Origin of the sequence: Thalassobacter sp. 16PALIMAR09, assembly GCF_000765485.1 — a bacterium.
Lineage (GTDB): Bacteria > Pseudomonadota > Alphaproteobacteria > Rhodobacterales > Rhodobacteraceae > Thalassobacter > Thalassobacter stenotrophicus.
Genome location: NZ_JHAK01000001.1, coordinates 258879 through 277154, shown reverse-complemented (window position 1 = coordinate 277154; position 18276 = coordinate 258879). Strand labels below are relative to the sequence as shown.

Below are 18276 nucleotides of genomic sequence, written 5' to 3'. Positions count from 1 at the left end.
ATATGAATGACATGCGATTGACGGAGAGAGCTGTGGACACCAACCAGCTAAAGATTACAGCGCGCGACGTGCAGGTCTTTTATGGCGACAACCACGCCATCAAGGACGTCACGGTCGATATCCAAGACAAGACGGTCACTGCGTTTATCGGCCCTTCGGGGTGTGGTAAATCAACGTTCCTGCGGTGTTTGAACCGGATGAACGACACCATTGATATCTGCCGGGTTGAGGGCAAAATCCTGTTGGACGATGAGGATATCTACGACAAACGCGTGGATCCCGTACAACTGCGCGCCAAGGTCGGGATGGTTTTTCAAAAGCCCAACCCGTTCCCTAAGTCGATCTATGACAACGTCGCTTACGGCCCCAAAATCCACGGGCTGGCCCGGTCCAAGACCGAACTGGATGAGATCGTCGAAACATCGCTACGCCGCGCCGCCCTATGGGATGAGGTCAAAGACCGTCTCACCGCACCGGGCACAGGGTTGTCCGGCGGTCAGCAGCAGCGACTGTGCATTGCGCGTGCTGTCGCGACCTCGCCCGAGGTATTGTTGATGGATGAGCCATGCTCAGCACTCGACCCGATTGCAACGGCTCAGGTCGAAGAATTGATCGACGATCTACGCTCCCGGTTTTCGGTCGTAATCGTGACCCACTCCATGCAGCAGGCCGCGCGCGTCAGCCAAAAAACCGCGTTTTTCCACTTGGGCAATCTGGTTGAATTTGACGACACGACCAAGATTTTCACCAACCCCGAAGACCCGCGCACCGAAAGCTATATCACCGGCCGCATCGGTTAACTGCCAAGGCAAAGAAAGCACTTTAGATGGTTGAACAAGAACATATTGCGTCCGTTTTTGACCGTGATCTCGAAGCCATTCAGGCGATGATCATGAAGATGGGCGGACTGGTCGAGCAAAGCATCGACCAATCAATCACGGCATTGGTGAACCGCGACAGCGAGCTGGCTTTGGCCGTGCGTGCCGCTGACAAAACCATTGATGCGTTGGAAGAGCAGGTCTCGACAGAGGCCGCCCGTGTAATCGCGCTACGTGCCCCCCAAGCGTCTGACTTGCGCACAGTTTTGTCCGTTTTCCGGATTGCTGCCAACCTTGAGCGGATCGGGGATTACTCCAAGAACATCGCGCGCCGGACCGGCGTTGTGCTGGAACATGACCGCATCGATGGTTCATCCGAGGCGCTGCGCCGCATGGCCCGCTCGGTCGAGATGATGCTCAAGGACGTGCTGGATGCCTACATCCAACGCGACCCCGATCTGGCCCTTGATGTCCGTGCCCGCGACCACGATGTGGACCAAATGTACGACGCGCTGTTCCGCAATTATCTGACCCACATGATGGAAGATCCGCGCAACATTACTGTCTGTATGCACCTGCATTTCATGGCCAAAAACGTGGAACGCATGGGCGACCATGTGACGTCCATCGCCGAACAGGTGGTCTACCTTGTCACGGGCGAAGTCCCCGACGAAGAGCGCAGCAAAATGTCGAGCGTGTCCCCCGACGCGCCCACCGCATAGGTTTGAGGACCCGCCATGTCACGCGATCCAATGGTTTTGGTGGTTGAGGACGAACCGTCTCAGCGCGAAGTGTTGAGCTACAATTTGAAGGCCGAGGGCTACCAACTTCTCACGGCGGAGGCCGGGGATGAAGCGCTGACCCTGGCGCGCGAAGAAGAGCCGGACCTGATCTTGCTCGACTGGATGTTGCCGGAAGTCTCAGGGATTGAGGTGTGCCGCCAGCTCAAAGCAAAGCCATCCACCGCGCGCATTCCTGTCATCATGCTCTCGGCGCGATCTGAGGAAGTTGACCGTGTGCGCGGGCTCGAAACCGGCGCGGATGACTACATGGTCAAGCCGTACTCGGTGGTGGAACTGATGGCCCGCATTCGGACCCAACTGCGCCGCACACGTCCTGCGGCCCTTGGCGAAGAACTCTCATTTGAGGACATACGCATGGACGTGGGCGAGCACCGCGTTTACCGCGCTGAAATGCCCGTGGACCTTGGGCCGACCGAATTCCGGCTGCTATCGGCCTTCATGGAGCGGCCCGGGCGGGTTTGGTCGCGCGATCAGTTGTTGGACCGGGTTTGGGGGCGCGACATCTATGTCGACAGCCGGACCGTCGATGTCCACGTGGGGCGCCTGCGCAAGGCCTTGCGTAACGCAACCCAATCCGAAGACCCCATTCGCACCGTGCGCGGCGCGGGCTACGCGCTTGGGTAGGGCGGTTTAACGCAGCCCAATGTCCTGTTTGGGCGGCGCTAGGGTGCCGCGCATGATAAACTCGGTTTGCAGCTCTGGGTTAGGGGGCGGTGTTTCGCCTGAAATCTTAGCCAAGAGCTGCTCTGCCGCCTGACGGCCCATCTCACTTTGCGGAACACGAACGGTGGTGAGGCCCGGGTGCACGGCCCGCGCCAAGCCAATATCATCAAAGCCCACGATCGAAATATCACCGGGGATATCAAGGCCCATCTCGCGCGCTTGGATCATCGCACCCGCCGCTAAAACATCGTTACCGCAGATGATCGCGGTGGGATGCGGCCGGGTTGAATAGGCGGTTACGAACGCCTCAGCACCCATTTGCAAAAGGTATTTCGCCTCGGTCACCGAGAGAAGCGCCGCGCCGCGCCCATGATCCGAGATCGCCCGACGCACACCATCCAAACGCGCCTGCGCCCGGTCGTTTGAAGCACATTCCCCGCTGATCATCGCGATGCGTCGATGCCCCTGCATCAGCACACGTTGCGTTGCATCATAGGCGGCAGCCGCGTTGTCAAAGCCCACACAAGTTTGGTCGCTATCAGCATGGGCGCACCAGCCCAATACATGGGGCACGCCGTGCTTTTCAATGAAATCCAGCGTTGTCCAAGGACGATCCGCCCCCACCAACAACAATCCCGCAGCACCATGCGCCAAGAGTTGGCGCACTTGGTACAGCTCTTTCTCGGGATCGAAATCTGTGGTCGCGATCAACAGGGTGATGCCGTTTTCATCAAGAACCTCTTGAAAGGCCTGCACACCACTGGCGAAAATCGCGTTTGACAGGGTGGGGATTACGGCACCAACCGTGCCCGTCCGGTTGGACGCCAGCACGCGCGCGCCGAAATTTGGGGTATATCCAAGCTCTAGAATGGCTGCGTTGATCTTGGCCCGGGTATCAGCCGCTACCTTGTCGGGATCATTCAAAGCCCTTGAAATGGTGGCAGAAGAGACGCCAGCGCGCTCAGCGACATCCTTGAGAGTTGCTTTGGCGATGTTCATGACGGCCTCCCGTTTCGATACTTGGTTCATCATAACTCAAATGTAAGCGCTTGCACAGAGGCAATGTAAGCGCTTACATTGATCCCAAAGCGAAGGTTACGATTCGCACTCCGATCTCTAGGTCTTTTGAAAACGAGGCGCTCATGACGCGGGAATATCTGAAAAAAGCGACGAAAACGGCTCAAACCGATGCAAGCGATGTGCGTGCAACGGTGATGGGTATCCTTGATGACATTCAGGCCGGTGGCGATGAAGCGGCCCTGCGCTATGCCGCCAAGTTCGATCAGTGGGACGGTCCCGTTTTGCTGACGTCCGAGGATATTGCGGCAGCTGCCGCCAAGGTCCCGCAGCAGTTGAAAGATGACATTGCATTTGCACACAACAACGTGCGCAACTTCGCTGAGACGCAAAAATCCACGATGACAGACGTCACCCTTGAGGTTGTGCCCGGCCTTATCGCAGGTCAAAAGGTCATCCCGGTGCAAGCAGCGGGCTGCTACGTTCCGGGCGGGCGTTACAGCCACGTGGCCAGCGCAATCATGACCGTAACAACGGCCAAAGTGGCCGGTTGCAAACACATCACCGTCTGCTCCCCCCCCAAACCCGGTGAGGGTGTGAACCCCGCAATCATCTACGCCGCGCACCTGTGTGGCGCGGACAAAATCCTGTCGATGGGCGGGGTTCAGGGTGTAGCAGCAATGACTTACGGTCTGTTCGGATTGCCCGAGGCGGACATCCTCGTGGGCCCCGGCAACCAATTCGTCGCCGAAGCAAAGCGCATTTTGTTTGGCCGCGTGGGCATCGACATGGTTGCAGGCCCGACGGACAGCTTGATCCTTGCTGACAAAACTGCGGACGCCTTCCTTGTGGCGACGGACCTCGTCAGCCAAGCGGAGCACGGTTACAACTCACCCGTCTGGTTGGTCACGGATGACCGCGATTTGGCCGAAACCGTCATGACGATGGTACCCAAACTGATCGAAGACCTGCCCGAGTTGAACCGCGACAACGCCGAAGCCGCGTGGCGCGATTATGCCGAGGTCATCCTCTGCGCCGATCGCGCCGAGATGGCAGCGACCTCAGACGAATACGCGCCTGAGCACCTAACGGTCATGGCCGAAGATCTTGATTGGTGGCTCGATACGCTCAGCTGCTATGGCTCGCTGTTTTTAGGCGAAGAGACCACGGTTTCCTTTGGCGACAAAGCATCCGGCACCAACCACGTTTTGCCGACCTCACGCGCGGCGAAGTACACAGGCGGGTTGTCGGTACACAAGTTCATGAAAATCGTGACATGGCAGCGCGCCACACGAGAAGGCTGCAAGCCTGTGGCCGAAGCAACGGCGCGTATTTCACGGCTTGAAGGGATGGAAGGCCACGCACGCGCTGCGGATGCGCGTTTGGCCAAGTTCTTTCCCGGGGAAAACTTCAACCTGACGGCGGCTGAATAATCATGGCTCCTGGCCTTTGGAACATCGCCGGAAAGGTGGCTTGTGTGACGGGGGCCAGCAGCGGCTTAGGGCGGTCTGCCGCAACGGCTTTGGCTTTTGCTGGATGCAAGGTTGTCGGCGTTGCCCGGCGGGCTGACGCACTGGAGGAGTGGCGGGCCGATGTCGGTGGCAGGACTGCCTGCGTAACAGCTGACCTCGGCGACAGGTCTTGTTTAGGTAATACATTATCTGCGGTTCGTAAGCCATTCGGTGATATCGATATTCTGATCAATGCGGCAGGTATCAATACACGGGCGCCCGCGGATACGATCTCTCACGAGGATTGGGATCGCACCTTGGAGCTTAACCTAAACGCGCCGTTCTTTTTGGCGCAGGGGTTGATGCCCGGGATGAAGAAAAACGGTTGGGGTCGGATCGTGAATTTCGCCTCGTTGCAGTCCGAACGTGCGATGCCCAATGGCATAAGCTACGGCGCATCCAAGGGCGGCATTGCCCAAGTCACTCGCGCAATGGCGGAAGCTTGGTCGCGCTATGGGATTACTACAAACGCTTTGGCGCCAGGTTTTTTTCGCACCGAACTGACCGGACCCGTGTTCGAGGACGAGGTGCTTTCGCAAAAGCTTGCGGATCAGACGTGCATCGGTCGCAACGGTGAGCCTGCGGATCTAGACGGTCCATTGCTCTTTTTCTGCTCCGACGCGAGTGCGTATGTAACGGGGCAGGTGCTCTATGTGGATGGGGGGTTCACAGCGAAATGAAGGCTTTGGTTTACACAGGCGTGGAAGCGCTTTCATACATGGATGTGCCTGATCCGGTGCCCGCTGAGGGCGAGGTTTTGGTCAAAATTCAAGCCTCCGGAATTTGCGGCTCTGATATGCACGCCTTTCTGGGTCACGACGCACGGCGTCCTGCGCCACTGATCCTTGGGCATGAGGCCGCGGGCATCATCACCGGCGGGGCGCGGGATGGTGAGCGCGTGACGATTAACCCATTGATGGCATGCGGTGTTTGCCTTGATTGCAAGCGAGGGCACACCAACCTTTGCGCGCATCGACAGATCATTTCTATGACACCCCGCGAAGGCGCTTTTGCGGATTATGTCGCGATCCCTGAGCATAATTTGGTCACCGTACCTGATCACGTGCCTTTTGAGCATGCCGCCCTCGCGGAGCCAATTGCCTGTGGGTGGCAGGGTGCCCGACAGGCCCTTCACGGCTTTAGCCAACCAACGGCAGAACTGTCCGCGCTTGTTCTGGGCGGTGGGGCGATTGGTGTCGGCGCTGCACTATCCCTAAAGGCGCAAGGCGTTGAAAAGGTGGCTATTCTAGAACCTAACCCCATCCGCCGAGCACGGCTCGAAAGCCTTGATAGCATCACGATCCTGAGCACTGAAAAAACCCCGGATGAAGGCACTGCCGATATCGTCGTGGATGCGGTCGGTTATGCCGCCACCCGTGTTACGGCCAGTCGGTGTGCTGCCCGCGGTGGGGCGATTGTGCATATCGGGCTCGGAGAAGACGAAGGCGGCCTTGATATTCGTCGTATGACGCTCCTTGGGATCCGCTTTTTGGGCATCTACACCTATACGGCCGAAGACTTCAAAGACACCGCTCAGGCGATCTTTGATGGTCGCATGGGGCGGCTGGATTGGATTGACATGCGTCCGCTTTCACAAGGTGCAAGCGCTTTCACTGATATCCGCGCAGGCGCAACATCCGCTGCGAAAATTATCCTCAACCCTACATCCGGCTCGGTTTGAGCCATCACCCTCAAGGAGTATAAGCCCTTGTCAATAAGCAAGAAAATCGTTGACGATTTCGTCGCAAACGATGTGTCCTTTATTACGACGGTTCCGTGCAAACAGCTCGGCGGCGTTATCGAAGAGTGCGAAGCGCGCCCCGAGATTTACCACATCCCGTCGAACAAAGAAGACGAAGGCATGGGCCTGTGCGCCGGCGCATTCATGGGCGGCAAACGCCCGGCGATCATTATGCAGAACACTGCAATCGGTGTGACAATCAACACGCTCGTGACCCTCACGCAGTTTTACCGGATGCCTCTGCCGATGTTGATTTCGTACCGGGGTGAGCTGAAAGAGCCAGTGGCCTGCCAAGCGGAGATGGCCGTTCACACCAAGGCCTTGTTGGCACAGCTGAACATACCGACATACCATTTCCACAAGGAATCCGACGTTGAAGAATTCGACGCGATCCTGAAATACACCTTCATGTGCAACAAACCCGTCGCAATCCTGACTGATGCGACGTTCTGGGGAGGTTACTGATATGATCCGCTCTGAAATTCTGCGCGAAATCGCACCAATTCTGCGCCCGCATCTTGTTGTGTGTAACATCGGTCTGCCCAGCCAAGAGCTGCATTCTATCGATGATCAGCCCACCAACTTCTACATGCTGGGCACTATGGGTTTGGCCAGTTCGATCGGTTTGGGCGTCGCTTTGGCGCAGGACAAAACCGTTATTTCGATTGATGGCGACGGATCAATCCTGACAAACATGGGCACATTGCCCACCATTGCCAACAATGTGGCAGACAATTTCATCCTTTTGATCGTTGATAACGGCTCTTACGGTTCGACCGGTGATCAGCCAACATACGCGGGCAAACTCACGTCCTTGACCGCAGTGGCCAAGGCCTGTGGCTGTGAAAACGTGGTAGAATGCCAAGACGTCGACACCGGTAAAGTGCTGCAAGAGGCGATCGACAGCAAAAAGATGACGATCATTGTGTGCAAATGCGACAGCGGCAACATCAAACTACCTGTCATCACTCGCGACCCGGTCAATATCCGGGATCGGTTTATGGAGGCGGTGAAAGCCTAAGCCATGATCCGCGGCCCCTGGAAAACCGACATTCATTCATACGAAGATGCCCGGGCTGCGGCCCAGCGGTATCTGCCTTGGATGGTGTTCGATTATATCGACGGGGCCGCGGGCACAGGGGCAGGGGAGGCGCGCAATCGTGCGGCTCTCCGCTCCATTCAATTGACCCCTCGCGTACTGCGAAACGTCAGCGCGCGGGATATTTCGACCACCGTTTTTGGCCAGCACTGTCAGGTGCCCTTCGGCATCGCGCCCATGGGGATGTGCAATCTATCGCGACCCGGCGCGGACCTGATGTTGGCCAAGATTGCAGCGCAACACAATGTCCCCATTGGCGCATCAACTGTTGCGTCTACATCATTGGAAAGTATACATAAAGTCTCTGATGGCAATGCATGGTTTCAACTCTACTTCAGCGGTGATGGTTCCGGCACGGAGCGGCTGGTTCAGCGCGCAAAAGACGCCGGTTACAAGACATTGATTGTCACTTTGGACGTGCCAGAGGTCGGTCGCAGACCGCGTGAATTGCGACGAGGCTTCAAAATGCCGTTCAAGATTGGCGTGCCGCAATTCATTGATTTCGCGCTCCATCCCGAATGGTCCATCGGTTCGTTGATCGCGGGCAAACCGGACATGGCCAACTTCACCGAACCCGGTTGGGACTTTGATCGCACCGAAAGCCGCGCGCGCGCCGATTGGGGCTTTTTGGCGCGTATCCGCGAGATGTGGGACGGCAATCTGGTGGCCAAAGGGGTTTGTCACGTGGGCGATGCGCTCAAATTGCGCGACGCTGGTGTTGATGCAATCCAAGTTTCAAGCCATGGAGGCCGTCAGCTGGACAGCGGCGTGCCACCAATCGAAGCGCTGCGGGATATCCGCGACGCAATCGGCCCAGACTACCCGTTATTCTATGACACCGGCGTGCGAAGCGGCGAGGACATTGTGAAAGCCTATGTCCAAGGTGCATCGTTCGTGTTCTTGGGGCGTGGAATGCAATTTGCGTGCGCAGCCGGTGGGGCCGCAACGTTGGCGCAATACTGGGATCTGCTATCGCAAGATGTCTCAATTACTATGGCGCAGCTCGGATGCACAACGATTGAAGAACTCAAACATCTGCGGATGCAATAAATTAAATCAATGGCTTGTAATGCATCTTTCATTCATATGGGTCGAAAAGAATACATAATATCTATTATGGGAGTTATGATTTGAGGACACTCAATCCCACAATGGCGCCCGCTTTTCAAGAAATGCGGCGATCCCTTCGGCGGCTTCATCGCCTTCCCAAGTATCAGCCAGTGCCTCAATTGACGCATCGATGATCTCTGTCGTGATTGGTGCCCCAAGCTTGCGGGCCATCGCTTTCGCAGCGCCGACAGCACGCGGCGCAACCTTCAGATAAGGCGCGGCTTCTTGCAGCGCACGTGCGCTCAATTCGGCCTCAGGTACAACGTCCGCAACCAAACCAAGTGCCTGCGCTTCAGCCGCATCAAACCGCCGAGCCGACATAAACACACGCCGCGTCGCGCCCTCGCCCAAGCGCGCAACCACATACGGCCCAATCGTCGCCGGGATCAGCCCAAGCCGCGTTTCTGTCAGGCCAAACGTTGCAGTGTCCGCGGCGATCACCACGTCACACACACAGGCCAAGCCAACACCGCCGCCCATCGCAGCCCCGTGGATTTCCGCGATCAATGGCACTGGCATTTCGTTCAAAGCATTGAACATCATGGCAAGTTTGCGGGCCTCGACGATCCGTGTCGCCCGATCAGCCTTGATCTGATCATGCATCCATCCCAAGTCACCACCAGCACAGAAAACAGATCCTTCACCCCGAAGGATAATGGCCCGTGCGGTCGGATTTTTGGCCATTTCCTTTGCAAAATCAGTAAGTTCCGCAATCATTGTGGCTGACAAAGCGTTCCGTTTTTCTGGCCGATTGAGTGTCAAGACCATTACGCCAGAACCATCTGACGCGATATGCAGGGTTTGGTACGCCATTACTCTGGTCCCTTTAAGGTCTTGGCAAATTGCGAAGCCTGAGCCAGAGCATCATGGTTAATCCCACTCTCAAACCCACGTTTCTCAAGGTGTGCCACAAGGTCCTCTGTTGCCAGATTGCCTTGCGCGCCCGGCGCATATGGACAGCCACCCAAGCCACCAATCGCACTATCAAAGGTCCGCAAACCGTATTCCAAGGCCACGTCGACATTATCAAGCGCCAGCCCATTCGTTGCGTGAAAATGCCCCGCCAATTGGGCTGCTGGCATCACAAGCAAGACCGCGTCCAGCATTGCCGCGATCCGGTCAGGCGTGCCCTGCCCGATTGTATCGCCGAGCGAAATCTCAGTGCATCCCATAGCGGCAAATGCCTCAACCACCCGGACTACATCCGAGGGCGAAACCGGGCCATCATAGGGACAGTCCGTCACGCACGAAACGTATCCGCGAACGGGCAACCCAGCAGATTGGGCCTCCGTTGCAACTTCAGAAAATAGATGAATACTTTCCTCTACAGACTTGTTTATATTGGCCTTGCTAAAACCTTCTGAGGCAGAAGCGAAGATTGCGACACCATCAACCGTCGCCTCAACCGCCCCCTTGAGCCCCCGCAAATTCGGCGTGAGGGCTGTGTAACGTACGCCAGCCGTACGGGTAATTCCCGATAGCACTTCAGCCCCATCAGCCATCTGTGGCACCCATTTCGGGCTGACGAAACTGGCCACCTCGATCTCAGGGAATCCGCACTTGCTTAACAGGTCAACCAGCGCGATCTTTTTCTCCGTCGGGATAAAGGTTGCGATATTTTGCAATCCATCACGCGGCCCAACTTCAACAATTCGAACATCAGTCATCTTGGGTCTCTTCGAACTCAATCAAGACGGCGTTGTCACTAACCTGCGCACCCGGAACCACTGTGACGGATGATATGACGCCGTCTTTGGGGGCCACGAGTGTGTGCTCCATCTTCATGGCTTCCATTACGATCAGCGGCGTACCTGCCTCAACATGATCACCGACTGCACATGAAACTGCTTTGATCACCCCTGGCATAGGCGCCATGATGCGGCCATCACCAGCGGCGGCTTCTGCTTGTCCGCCCTGCGGACGCCGTTTGAAGACAAAGGCTTTGCTCTGAGAAAAGACGGTGACAGTCTCTTTGTCACGATGCACGCAATAAGAGCGTCCCGGCCCACCGTCCTGTGACACAAGAATTCGGGCATCATCGCGCATTTCCACGATGTAACGGCTTTCATCGACGATGTAACGGCTCTCACCGGCATCCGTCACGCCGATTTCAACGCTTTGATCACCGTGCGCAAGCTGACAAACATAGCGCGCCTGCCCCCATGCACGCCATCCGCGCAGTGGCTGTGCATGAAGCAAATCCAACATGGTGAGAGCCGCGAGCGCCCATGAAGCCGCGTCCGGTTCACTCTCTTGTGTCAACGCATCCAGATGGTTTTCAATCAACCCGGTATGAACCGCTCCGGTCTCAAAAGTAGACAAAGAGGCCAATTGATGAAGGAACGTGACATTAGTTGTCGGCCCCACGATGCGCGTATCTTCAAGAGCCTGCGTTAGCCGCGAAAGCGCGGCCTCACGCGTATCACCGTGGGTGATGAGCTTGGCAATCATCGGATCGTACCAGGCGCTGATCTCATCCCCCTGCGCCACGCCACTATCTATCCGAATATCACCGTGCGCAAAGGACGCCCCAGACGGAAACGCGACCTGAGAACAGCGCCCCGTTGCAGGCAGAAAGCCCTTGGGAACATCCTCTGCATAGATGCGCGCCTCCATCGCATGTCCACGAAGGGGGATGTCCGCCTGCGCTAGCGGCAACGGGAGGCCCGCAGCAACGTTAAGCTGCCATTCAACAAGATCAATTCCGGTGATCGCTTCGGTGACCGGATGTTCAACCTGAAGGCGCGTGTTCATTTCCATGAACCAGCATCCGTCGGCCCTTAGCAGGCCAGAGCCATCCACGATGAATTCAACCGTCCCTGCCCCGACATAGTTGACCGCCCGGGCAGCGCGTAGGGCGATATCACCCAAGTGTGCGCGCAGTTCTGGTGTCATTCCGGGCGCCGGAGCTTCTTCGATAACCTTTTGATGACGGCGTTGAAGCGAGCAGTCACGTTCATAAAGATGAACGAAATTCCCGTGGCTGTCGGCAAACACCTGCACTTCAATATGCCGAGGATGGGTGATGAATTTTTCGATCAAAACAGATGGATCGCCGAAGCTGGCTTCACCCTCTCGTTGGGCGCCTTCAAGCGCTTGTAAAAAATCCTCAGGGCGCGTGACATGGCGCATTCCCTTGCCCCCGCCACCCGCGCGGGCCTTGATCATGACGGGATAGCCGATTTCAGCGGCCTGTTGCGCGAGAACCTCAGGAGATTGGTCCGCCCCGTGGTACCCCGGCACAACCGGCACACCGGCCTCAGCCATCAACGCCTTTGCCGCATCCTTAAGCCCCATTGCGCGGATGGCCGACGCAGGTGGGCCGACGAAGACGGCACCAGCCCCCTCGACAGCCTCCACAAATGCGGCGTTTTCCGAGAGGAATCCATAGCCCGGATGAACCGCATCCGCCCCAGTGAGCCGGATTGCCGCTATTAAACTATCGATATTCAGGTAGCTTTCCTGTGCGGCCGAGGGGCCAATATACGCGGTCTCATCCGCCATTCGCACATGCTGCGCATCGCGATCGGCATCGGAATAAACAGCAACCGTACGGATCCCCATCCGACGCGCAGTGGAGATAACTCGGCACGCAATTTCGCCCCTATTGGCGATTAAGAGTTTTTTAATTCCCATAAACCTGTCCTACATCCGAAATACGCCAAATCGGGTGTCCCCAATTGGCGCGTTAGCACAGGCCGATAGCGAGAGGCCGAGGATATCGCGTGTTTTGCGCGGATCGATAATACCATCATCCCACAACCGCGCCGAGGCATAGAGCGGATGTGACTGGGCTTCAAACATGTCGAGCGTGGGTTGCTTGAATGCGGCTTCGTCCTCCTCACTCCACTCGCCACCCTTACGCTCAATTCCATCGCGCTTTACGGTCGCCAGAACACCGGCCGCCTGCGCGCCGCCCATTACCGAAATCCGACTGTTCGGCCACGTCCAAACAAACCGCGGATCATACGCGCGCCCGCACATCCCGTAGTTGCCAGCGCCAAACGAACCACCGATCAGCACCGTCACCTTGGGCACCGCAGATGTCGCCACGGCGGTCACAAGCTTGGCGCCGTCCTTCGCGATGCCGCCGCTTTCGTAGGCGCGACCGACCATAAATCCTGTGATATTTTGCAAAAAGATCAATGGTATTTTGCGTTGAGAGCACAATTCGACAAAATGCGCGCCCTTCAATGCAGCCTCCGAAAACAGAACACCGTTGTTGCCGATGATGCCGACAGTTTGGCCCCAAATCTCTGCAAAGCCGCATACGAGGGTCGTGCCAAAACGCGCTTTGAATTCGTCAAACCGCGATCCGTCTACCAGCCGTGCAATCACCTCACGCACGTCATAGGGGGTGCGTAAATCTGCGGGCACCACGCCGAGCAATTCGGACGGGTCAAACAGCGGAGCGTCATGATCCGCTAGCAGCGCGCGTTCCTTTTGTGGACCGAGCGAGGATACCGCTTGGCGGACCAGCTCCAACGCATGTGCATCGTTCTCCGCCAAATAATCCGCGACGCCCGAAAGGCGCGTATGAACGTCACCACCACCTAAATCTTCGGAATTAACAACTTCGCCAGTGGCAGCCTTGACCAAGGGCGGACCGGCCAAAAAGATTGTGCCCTGTTCCTTAACGATGATCGTGACATCAGACATCGCTGGCACATAGGCACCACCGGCGGTGCACGACCCCATCACGGCTGCGATCTGCGGGATACCTTTGGCGGACATGTTGGCTTGGTTAAAGAAAATCCGTCCAAAATGGTCACGATCAGGAAAAACCTCATCCTGATTGGGCAGGTTCGCACCGCCACTGTCGACAAGGTAGATACAGGGCAGGTGATTGGCCTCAGCAATCTCTTGGGCGCGGAGGTGTTTCTTAACGGAGACAGGAAAATACGTGCCGCCCTTAACCGTTGCGTCGTTGCAAAGGATCATCACCTCGCGCCCGCAGACGCGACCAATCCCAGCCACCATGCCGCCAGCAGGACAGGCGTCATCATACATTCCGTGCGCTGCGAAAAGACCGACCTCAAGGAACGGTGAGCCCGGATCGAGCAGTTGATCCACCCGGTCGCGCGTAAGCAATTTGCCCCGCTCAACGTGCCGCGCACGCGACGCATCACTGCCACCACGCAGTGCAGTCTCGGCCACCTCTTGCACCTCGCCAAGGGCTTCTAGGTGCGCATGTTCGTTGGCCTTGTAAGTGTCTGATCCAACGACAATCGATGAGGTCAAAACGCCCATTAGGACATCGCTCCCATCATCTCACGACCGATAAGCATGCGACGGATCTCAGAGGTCCCTGCCCCGATCTCCATCAGTTTGGCATCACGGAAAATCCGGGCAACGGCACTGTCGTTGACGAACCCCGCACCGCCCATGGCCTGCACCCCTTGGTGTGCCACATTCATTGCCTCCTCCGAGGCGTAGAGCACGCACGCGCTGGCGTCTTGACGCGTCACCTCACCCCGATCACAGGCGGCGGCCACGGCATAAACGTAAGCCCGGGCAGAATTCATCTTGGTGTACATATCTGCAATTTTGCCCTGCATGAGCTGGAAGTTTCCAACCGGTTGGCCGAACTGCTTACGCTGAGCCACGTAGGGCATCACCTCATCTAGGCATGCCGCCATAATCCCGGTGCCAATGCCCGACAACACAACTCGTTCATAATCAAGGCCGGACATCAGGACCTGAACGCCCCGCCCTTCTTCGCCAAGGACGTTGTCATAGGGTACTTCGACGTTGTCAAAAACCAGCTCAACCGTGTTGGACCCTCGCATCCCCAATTTATCGAAATGCGCCGATTGCGTGAAGCCGGGCATGTCTTTTTCAATCAGAAATGCGGTGATGCCCTTGCTGCCTGCCTCCGGGTCGGTCTTTGCGTAAACGACCAATGTGCCAGCTTCACCGCCGTTGGTGATCCAGTACTTTGTGCCGTTTAACAGGTAATGATCATTACGTTTTTCCGCGCGCAGCTTCATCGATACAACATCCGAACCAGAGCCGGCCTCGGACATTGCCAAAGCACCAACCTTCGCCCCAGACATCAAATCCGGCAAGTAGCGCGCCTTTTGCTCAGGCGAGCCGTTGATCGCAATTTGGTTAACGCACAAGTTCGAATGCGCGCCATAAGACAGCGAAACGGACGCGCTTGCGCGGGCGATTTCCTCAACCGCGACCACGTGCGCGAGGTACCCCATCCCTGACCCGCCGTCCGCTTCTGGCACGGTGATGCCCAAAAGGCCCAGCTCACCAAGCTCTTTCCACATATCTTTTGGAAAACAATTGGTTGCGTCAATTTCTGCCGCGCGTGGTTTCAACCGCTCTTGTGCCCAACGATGGACCATATCGCGCAGCGCGTCGATCTCTTCTCCGAGGCCGAAATTCATTGTTGCTGTGAACATCTGTTCTTCCTCTGCCTTAACCTTGCACCATCGCGCGTGCGATAATCATCCGCATAATCTCATTCGTGCCTTCAAGGATTTCGTGCACGCGCAAATCGCGGACGCGTTTTTCAATCCCGTAGTCAGATAAATATCCATATCCACCATGTAGTTGCAGGCAATCGTTCACAACCCGAGAGCCCGCTTCGGTCACGAACTTTTTGGCAATTGCGCAATGGTGGGTCGCGTCAGGCGCCTTATTATCTAGCTTCCACGCGGCTTGACGCAGCAAAACGCGGGCGGCTTGCAGCTCAACCTCCATATCGGCCAAACGGAATTGCAGCGCTTGGAATTGATCGATCGAACGACCAAACGCTTTACGCTCGGCCATATAAGCCAGCGTATCATCAAGTGCCGCTTGTGCCGCCCCGAGCGAGCAGGCCGCGATGTTCAACCGTCCTCCATCAAGCCCGGCCATCGCATAGGAAAAGCCGCGCCCCTCCTCACCCAACAGGTTCTCGGCCGGGACTTTGCAATCGTCCAGCTGAACCTGACGGGTGGGTTGGTTACGCCACCCCATCTTGTCCTCAAGCCCGCCAAACGACAGACCATCCGTGTCTTTTTCCACGATGAGAGCGCTTACACCCTTTGGTCCCGCCTCGCCCGTGCGGCTCATAACGATGTAAGCGTCTGCATAGCCACCGCCAGAGATGAACGCCTTGGTCCCCGTCAGCGCGTAGCCTTCGTTTGTCCGCTCTGCGCGTGTTTTCAAAGCGGCAGCGTCCGACCCTGATCCCGGCTCTGTAAGACAATACGCAAAAAACCGCTCCATTGAGACTGCGCCGGGCAACATGCGACCTTTGAGGTCTGCATCACCAAAGCGATCAATCATACCGGCGCACATGTTGTGGATCGACAAGAACGCCGCCACGGAGGCGCATCCCCGCGACAACGCTTCGAACACCAAGGTGCCATCCAGTCGAGAGAGACCCGAACCGCCCGCGTCTTCGGACACGAACAGACCGCCAAACCCCAACTCAGCCAACTTGGGCCACAGGTCTTTTGGAATTTCGCCCGCTGTGTCCCACGCGGCTGCGTGTGGGGCAATCTCAGCCTCAGTAAAGGCTTTGGCCATGTCGAAAATGGCTTCTTGTTCGGGGCTTAGTGCGAAATCCATCATCTACCTCGGGGTCAAACGGGTGGCACCATCCAAGCGGATGACCTCACCGTTAAGAAAGTCGTTATCAATAATATGGGCCACGAGGGAGGCGAACTCCTCCGGCGCGCCCAAACGGGATGGGTTCGGAATGCCTGCAGCCAATGCTTCCTGCACGTCCTCGGGCAAACCTTTGACCATCGGGGTGCCGAAAATGCCGGGCGCAATGGCGGCCACCCTGATCCGGGCCTTGGCCAAATCGCGCGCCATCGGCAAAGTCATGCCAACAATCCCGCCCTTGGAAGCCGCATAGGCCGCTTGTCCAATTTGACCCTCGTAGGCGGCTATGGACGCGGTGTTGATAATCACGCCGACGCAAGGATCTTCGGATGAAAGCGCTGCCATCCCAGCGGCAGACTGGCTGGCCACGTTAAAGCTACCCACGAGGTTCACGTTGATAACCTGCTGAAATAACGCCGCATCATGGGCACCTTCGCGTCCCACCGTACGCGCAGCTGGCGCGATCCCTGCGCAGTTTACGCAGATACGTTCCTGACCTTGGGAGGCGCGCGCCTGCGCCAAAGCGTCGGCGACGTCTTGGGGTTGGGTGACGTCCACGGCGATGAAGTCTGCCCCCAGTTCGGCGGCCACATCCGCCCCGCTTGGCGCACGGTCCAACAAGGTGACCGGCGCACCCGCAGCCCGCAATCGTGTGGCCACTGCGCGCCCCAATCCAGACGCGCCACCAGTCACAATCGCCGGTGTATTCGTTCCAATTTGCATAGCTTACACCCTTTCGATGGCGACCGCAGTCGCTTCACCACCGCCCAGACAAATGACAGCCATGCCACGGCGCTGGTCATGTGTTTCGAGCGCGTTTAACAAGGTTACCAAAATCCGACTACCTGACGCCCCGATGGGATGACCAAGCGCGCAGGCTCCGCCATGGACGTTAACCTTTTCATGGCTCAGGTCCATATCACGGATAAACGCCATGGCGACCACTGCGAAGGCTTCGTTAACCTCCCACAGGTCCACATCGTCCGCGCCCCACCCTAACTGATCCAACAACTTTTTAGCGGTGTGGATCGGTGCGGTCGTAAACCAGTCTGGAGCATGGGCAAACGTCGCATGGCCGCAAACCCGCGCGCGCGGGGTGAACCCGTGGGCCGCGACTTCCTCAGCTGAGGCCAGAACGACCGCGCTCGCGCCATCGGAGATCGAAGACGAGTTCGCTGCAGTAACCGTCCCGTCAGCTTTAAAGGCAGGTTTTAGCTGTGGAATTTTTTCAGGCCGCGCCGATTGCGGCTGCTCATCAGCTGTCACGACACTCTCTCCCTTGCGGGTTTTGAGCGTGACCGGACTGATTTCAGATGCGAAATGCCCCGCCGCGTCGGCGCTCAATGAACGGTTCAGCGAAGCGATCGCATAGGCGTCCTGATCGGCGCGCGTGAATTGATACGCCTCGGCGCATTGCTCTGCGAATACGCCCATGAGGGTGCCGGTTTGATACGCATCCTCCAGCCCGTCCGTAAACATATGGTCCAACAAAGAGGCGTGCCCCAAACGGGCTCCGGCGCGTGTTTTGGCCGAGAGATAGGGCGCATTTGACATGCTCTCCATCCCACCGGCGACCACAACATCGCTGGTACCTGCCCGGATTTGATCAAAGGCAAGCATCGCCGTCTTCATGCCTGACCCGCACACTTTGTTTACCGTTGTGCACGGCACGTTAATGCTTAACCCCGCGCCCATAGCCGCCTGGCGAGCGGGTGCTTGGCCCAAGCCAGCGGGCAGCACGCAGCCCATGAGCACTTCATCCACGGCATCCACCGAGATGTGGCCACCTTCAAGTGCGCTTTTGATGGCTGCGGCGCCCAGTTCTGGCGCTGTCAGGTCTCGGAAAACACCTTGGAACCCGCCCATGGGTGTGCGGGCGGCGGCTACAATAAACACGTCTTTCATA

Annotated in this window: 18 protein-coding genes; 9 read left to right on the top strand and 9 right to left on the bottom strand. The window is 57.3% G+C overall.

Annotated elements, in window-relative coordinates:
• Nucleotides 1-2 precede the first annotated feature (2 nt).
• Genes pstB through phoB form a run of 3 tightly spaced genes read left to right on the top strand, consistent with a single transcriptional unit; the run spans nt 3 to nt 2245 of the window.
• A complete protein-coding gene (gene pstB, locus PM04_RS01410) occupies nt 3-800 on the top strand; it encodes a phosphate ABC transporter ATP-binding protein PstB (protein ID WP_038002936.1) in 798 nt (265 codons plus the stop codon).
• A 26-nt stretch (nt 801-826) separates the two neighbouring features.
• The gene (gene phoU / locus PM04_RS01405; RefSeq protein WP_038002934.1) at nt 827-1540 is read left to right on the top strand and encodes a phosphate signaling complex protein PhoU; all 714 of its coding nucleotides are present in this window, start codon (nt 827-829) and stop codon (nt 1538-1540) included.
• A gap of 15 nt (nt 1541-1555) precedes the next feature.
• Nucleotides 1556-2245 carry a phosphate regulon transcriptional regulator PhoB gene (gene phoB / locus PM04_RS01400; protein ID WP_038002932.1) on the top strand — a complete coding sequence of 230 codons (690 nt, stop codon included), beginning with the start codon at nt 1556-1558 and terminating at the stop codon, nt 2243-2245.
• A 6-nt stretch (nt 2246-2251) separates the two neighbouring features.
• Here phoB and PM04_RS01395 read toward each other — a convergent pair whose 3' ends face one another.
• Nucleotides 2252-3283, bottom strand: a complete 1032-nt coding sequence (locus PM04_RS01395) for a LacI family DNA-binding transcriptional regulator (RefSeq protein WP_038002929.1) — start codon at nt 3281-3283, stop codon at nt 2252-2254.
• A gap of 143 nt (nt 3284-3426) precedes the next feature.
• On the opposite strand from PM04_RS01395, the gene hisD reads away from it, so the two are divergent.
• Genes hisD through PM04_RS01365 form a run of 6 tightly spaced genes read left to right on the top strand, consistent with a single transcriptional unit; the run spans nt 3427 to nt 8702 of the window.
• Nucleotides 3427-4734 carry a histidinol dehydrogenase gene (gene hisD, locus PM04_RS01390; RefSeq protein ID WP_038002927.1) on the top strand — a complete coding sequence of 436 codons (1308 nt, stop codon included), beginning with the start codon at nt 3427-3429 and terminating at the stop codon, nt 4732-4734.
• Between the two features lie 2 nt (nt 4735-4736).
• Entirely contained in the window at nt 4737-5492 is a 756-nt protein-coding gene (locus PM04_RS01385; RefSeq protein WP_038002924.1) for an SDR family NAD(P)-dependent oxidoreductase, read from the top strand.
• Nucleotides 5489-6493, top strand: coding sequence for a zinc-binding dehydrogenase (locus PM04_RS01380; protein ID WP_038002921.1), 1005 nt, complete (start codon nt 5489-5491; stop codon nt 6491-6493). Before PM04_RS01385 ends, PM04_RS01380 begins: the two co-directional genes overlap by 4 nt.
• Nucleotides 6494-6520: 27 nt before the next feature.
• Nucleotides 6521-7018 carry a decarboxylase gene (locus PM04_RS01375; protein WP_038002918.1) on the top strand — a complete coding sequence of 166 codons (498 nt, stop codon included), beginning with the start codon at nt 6521-6523 and terminating at the stop codon, nt 7016-7018.
• Between the two features lies 1 nt (nt 7019).
• Nucleotides 7020-7574 (top strand): sulfopyruvate decarboxylase subunit beta, encoded by a 555-nt coding sequence (gene comE / locus PM04_RS01370; protein WP_038002915.1) that lies wholly within the window; start codon nt 7020-7022, stop codon nt 7572-7574.
• A 3-nt stretch (nt 7575-7577) separates the two neighbouring features.
• On the top strand, nt 7578-8702 hold the full coding sequence (locus PM04_RS01365; protein WP_038002913.1) for an alpha-hydroxy acid oxidase: 1125 nt from the start codon (nt 7578-7580) through the stop codon (nt 8700-8702).
• A 90-nt stretch (nt 8703-8792) separates the two neighbouring features.
• Here the strand turns inward: PM04_RS01365 and PM04_RS01360 are convergent, their stop codons facing one another.
• The 8 genes from PM04_RS01360 to PM04_RS01325 are packed head-to-tail and all read right to left on the bottom strand — an operon-like array spanning nt 8793 to nt 18275.
• On the bottom strand, nt 8793-9575 hold the full coding sequence (locus PM04_RS01360) for a crotonase/enoyl-CoA hydratase family protein (protein WP_038002910.1): 783 nt from the start codon (nt 9573-9575) through the stop codon (nt 8793-8795).
• Nucleotides 9575-10429, bottom strand: a complete 855-nt coding sequence (locus tag PM04_RS01355) for a hydroxymethylglutaryl-CoA lyase (protein ID WP_038002907.1) — start codon at nt 10427-10429, stop codon at nt 9575-9577. Before PM04_RS01355 ends, PM04_RS01360 begins: the two co-directional genes overlap by 1 nt.
• A complete protein-coding gene (locus PM04_RS01350) occupies nt 10422-12398 on the bottom strand; it encodes an acetyl/propionyl/methylcrotonyl-CoA carboxylase subunit alpha (protein WP_038002903.1) in 1977 nt (658 codons plus the stop codon). Before PM04_RS01350 ends, PM04_RS01355 begins: the two co-directional genes overlap by 8 nt.
• A 9-nt stretch (nt 12399-12407) precedes the next feature.
• Entirely contained in the window at nt 12408-14012 is a 1605-nt protein-coding gene (locus PM04_RS01345) for a carboxyl transferase domain-containing protein (protein WP_038002901.1), read from the bottom strand.
• Nucleotides 14012-15175 carry an acyl-CoA dehydrogenase family protein gene (locus PM04_RS01340; protein WP_038002897.1) on the bottom strand — a complete coding sequence of 388 codons (1164 nt, stop codon included), beginning with the start codon at nt 15173-15175 and terminating at the stop codon, nt 14012-14014. The genes PM04_RS01345 and PM04_RS01340 overlap by 1 nt, the downstream gene beginning before the upstream one ends.
• A gap of 16 nt (nt 15176-15191) precedes the next feature.
• Nucleotides 15192-16331, bottom strand: coding sequence for an acyl-CoA dehydrogenase family protein (locus tag PM04_RS01335; RefSeq protein WP_038003820.1), 1140 nt, complete (start codon nt 16329-16331; stop codon nt 15192-15194).
• A gap of 3 nt (nt 16332-16334) precedes the next feature.
• Complete coding sequence (locus tag PM04_RS01330) at nt 16335-17093, bottom strand: SDR family NAD(P)-dependent oxidoreductase (protein ID WP_038002895.1); 759 nt, start codon at nt 17091-17093, stop codon at nt 16335-16337.
• Nucleotides 17094-17096: 3 nt separating this feature from the next.
• Nucleotides 17097-18275, bottom strand: coding sequence for an acetyl-CoA C-acyltransferase (locus PM04_RS01325; RefSeq protein WP_038002892.1), 1179 nt, complete (start codon nt 18273-18275; stop codon nt 17097-17099).
• Nucleotide 18276 lies beyond the last annotated feature (1 nt).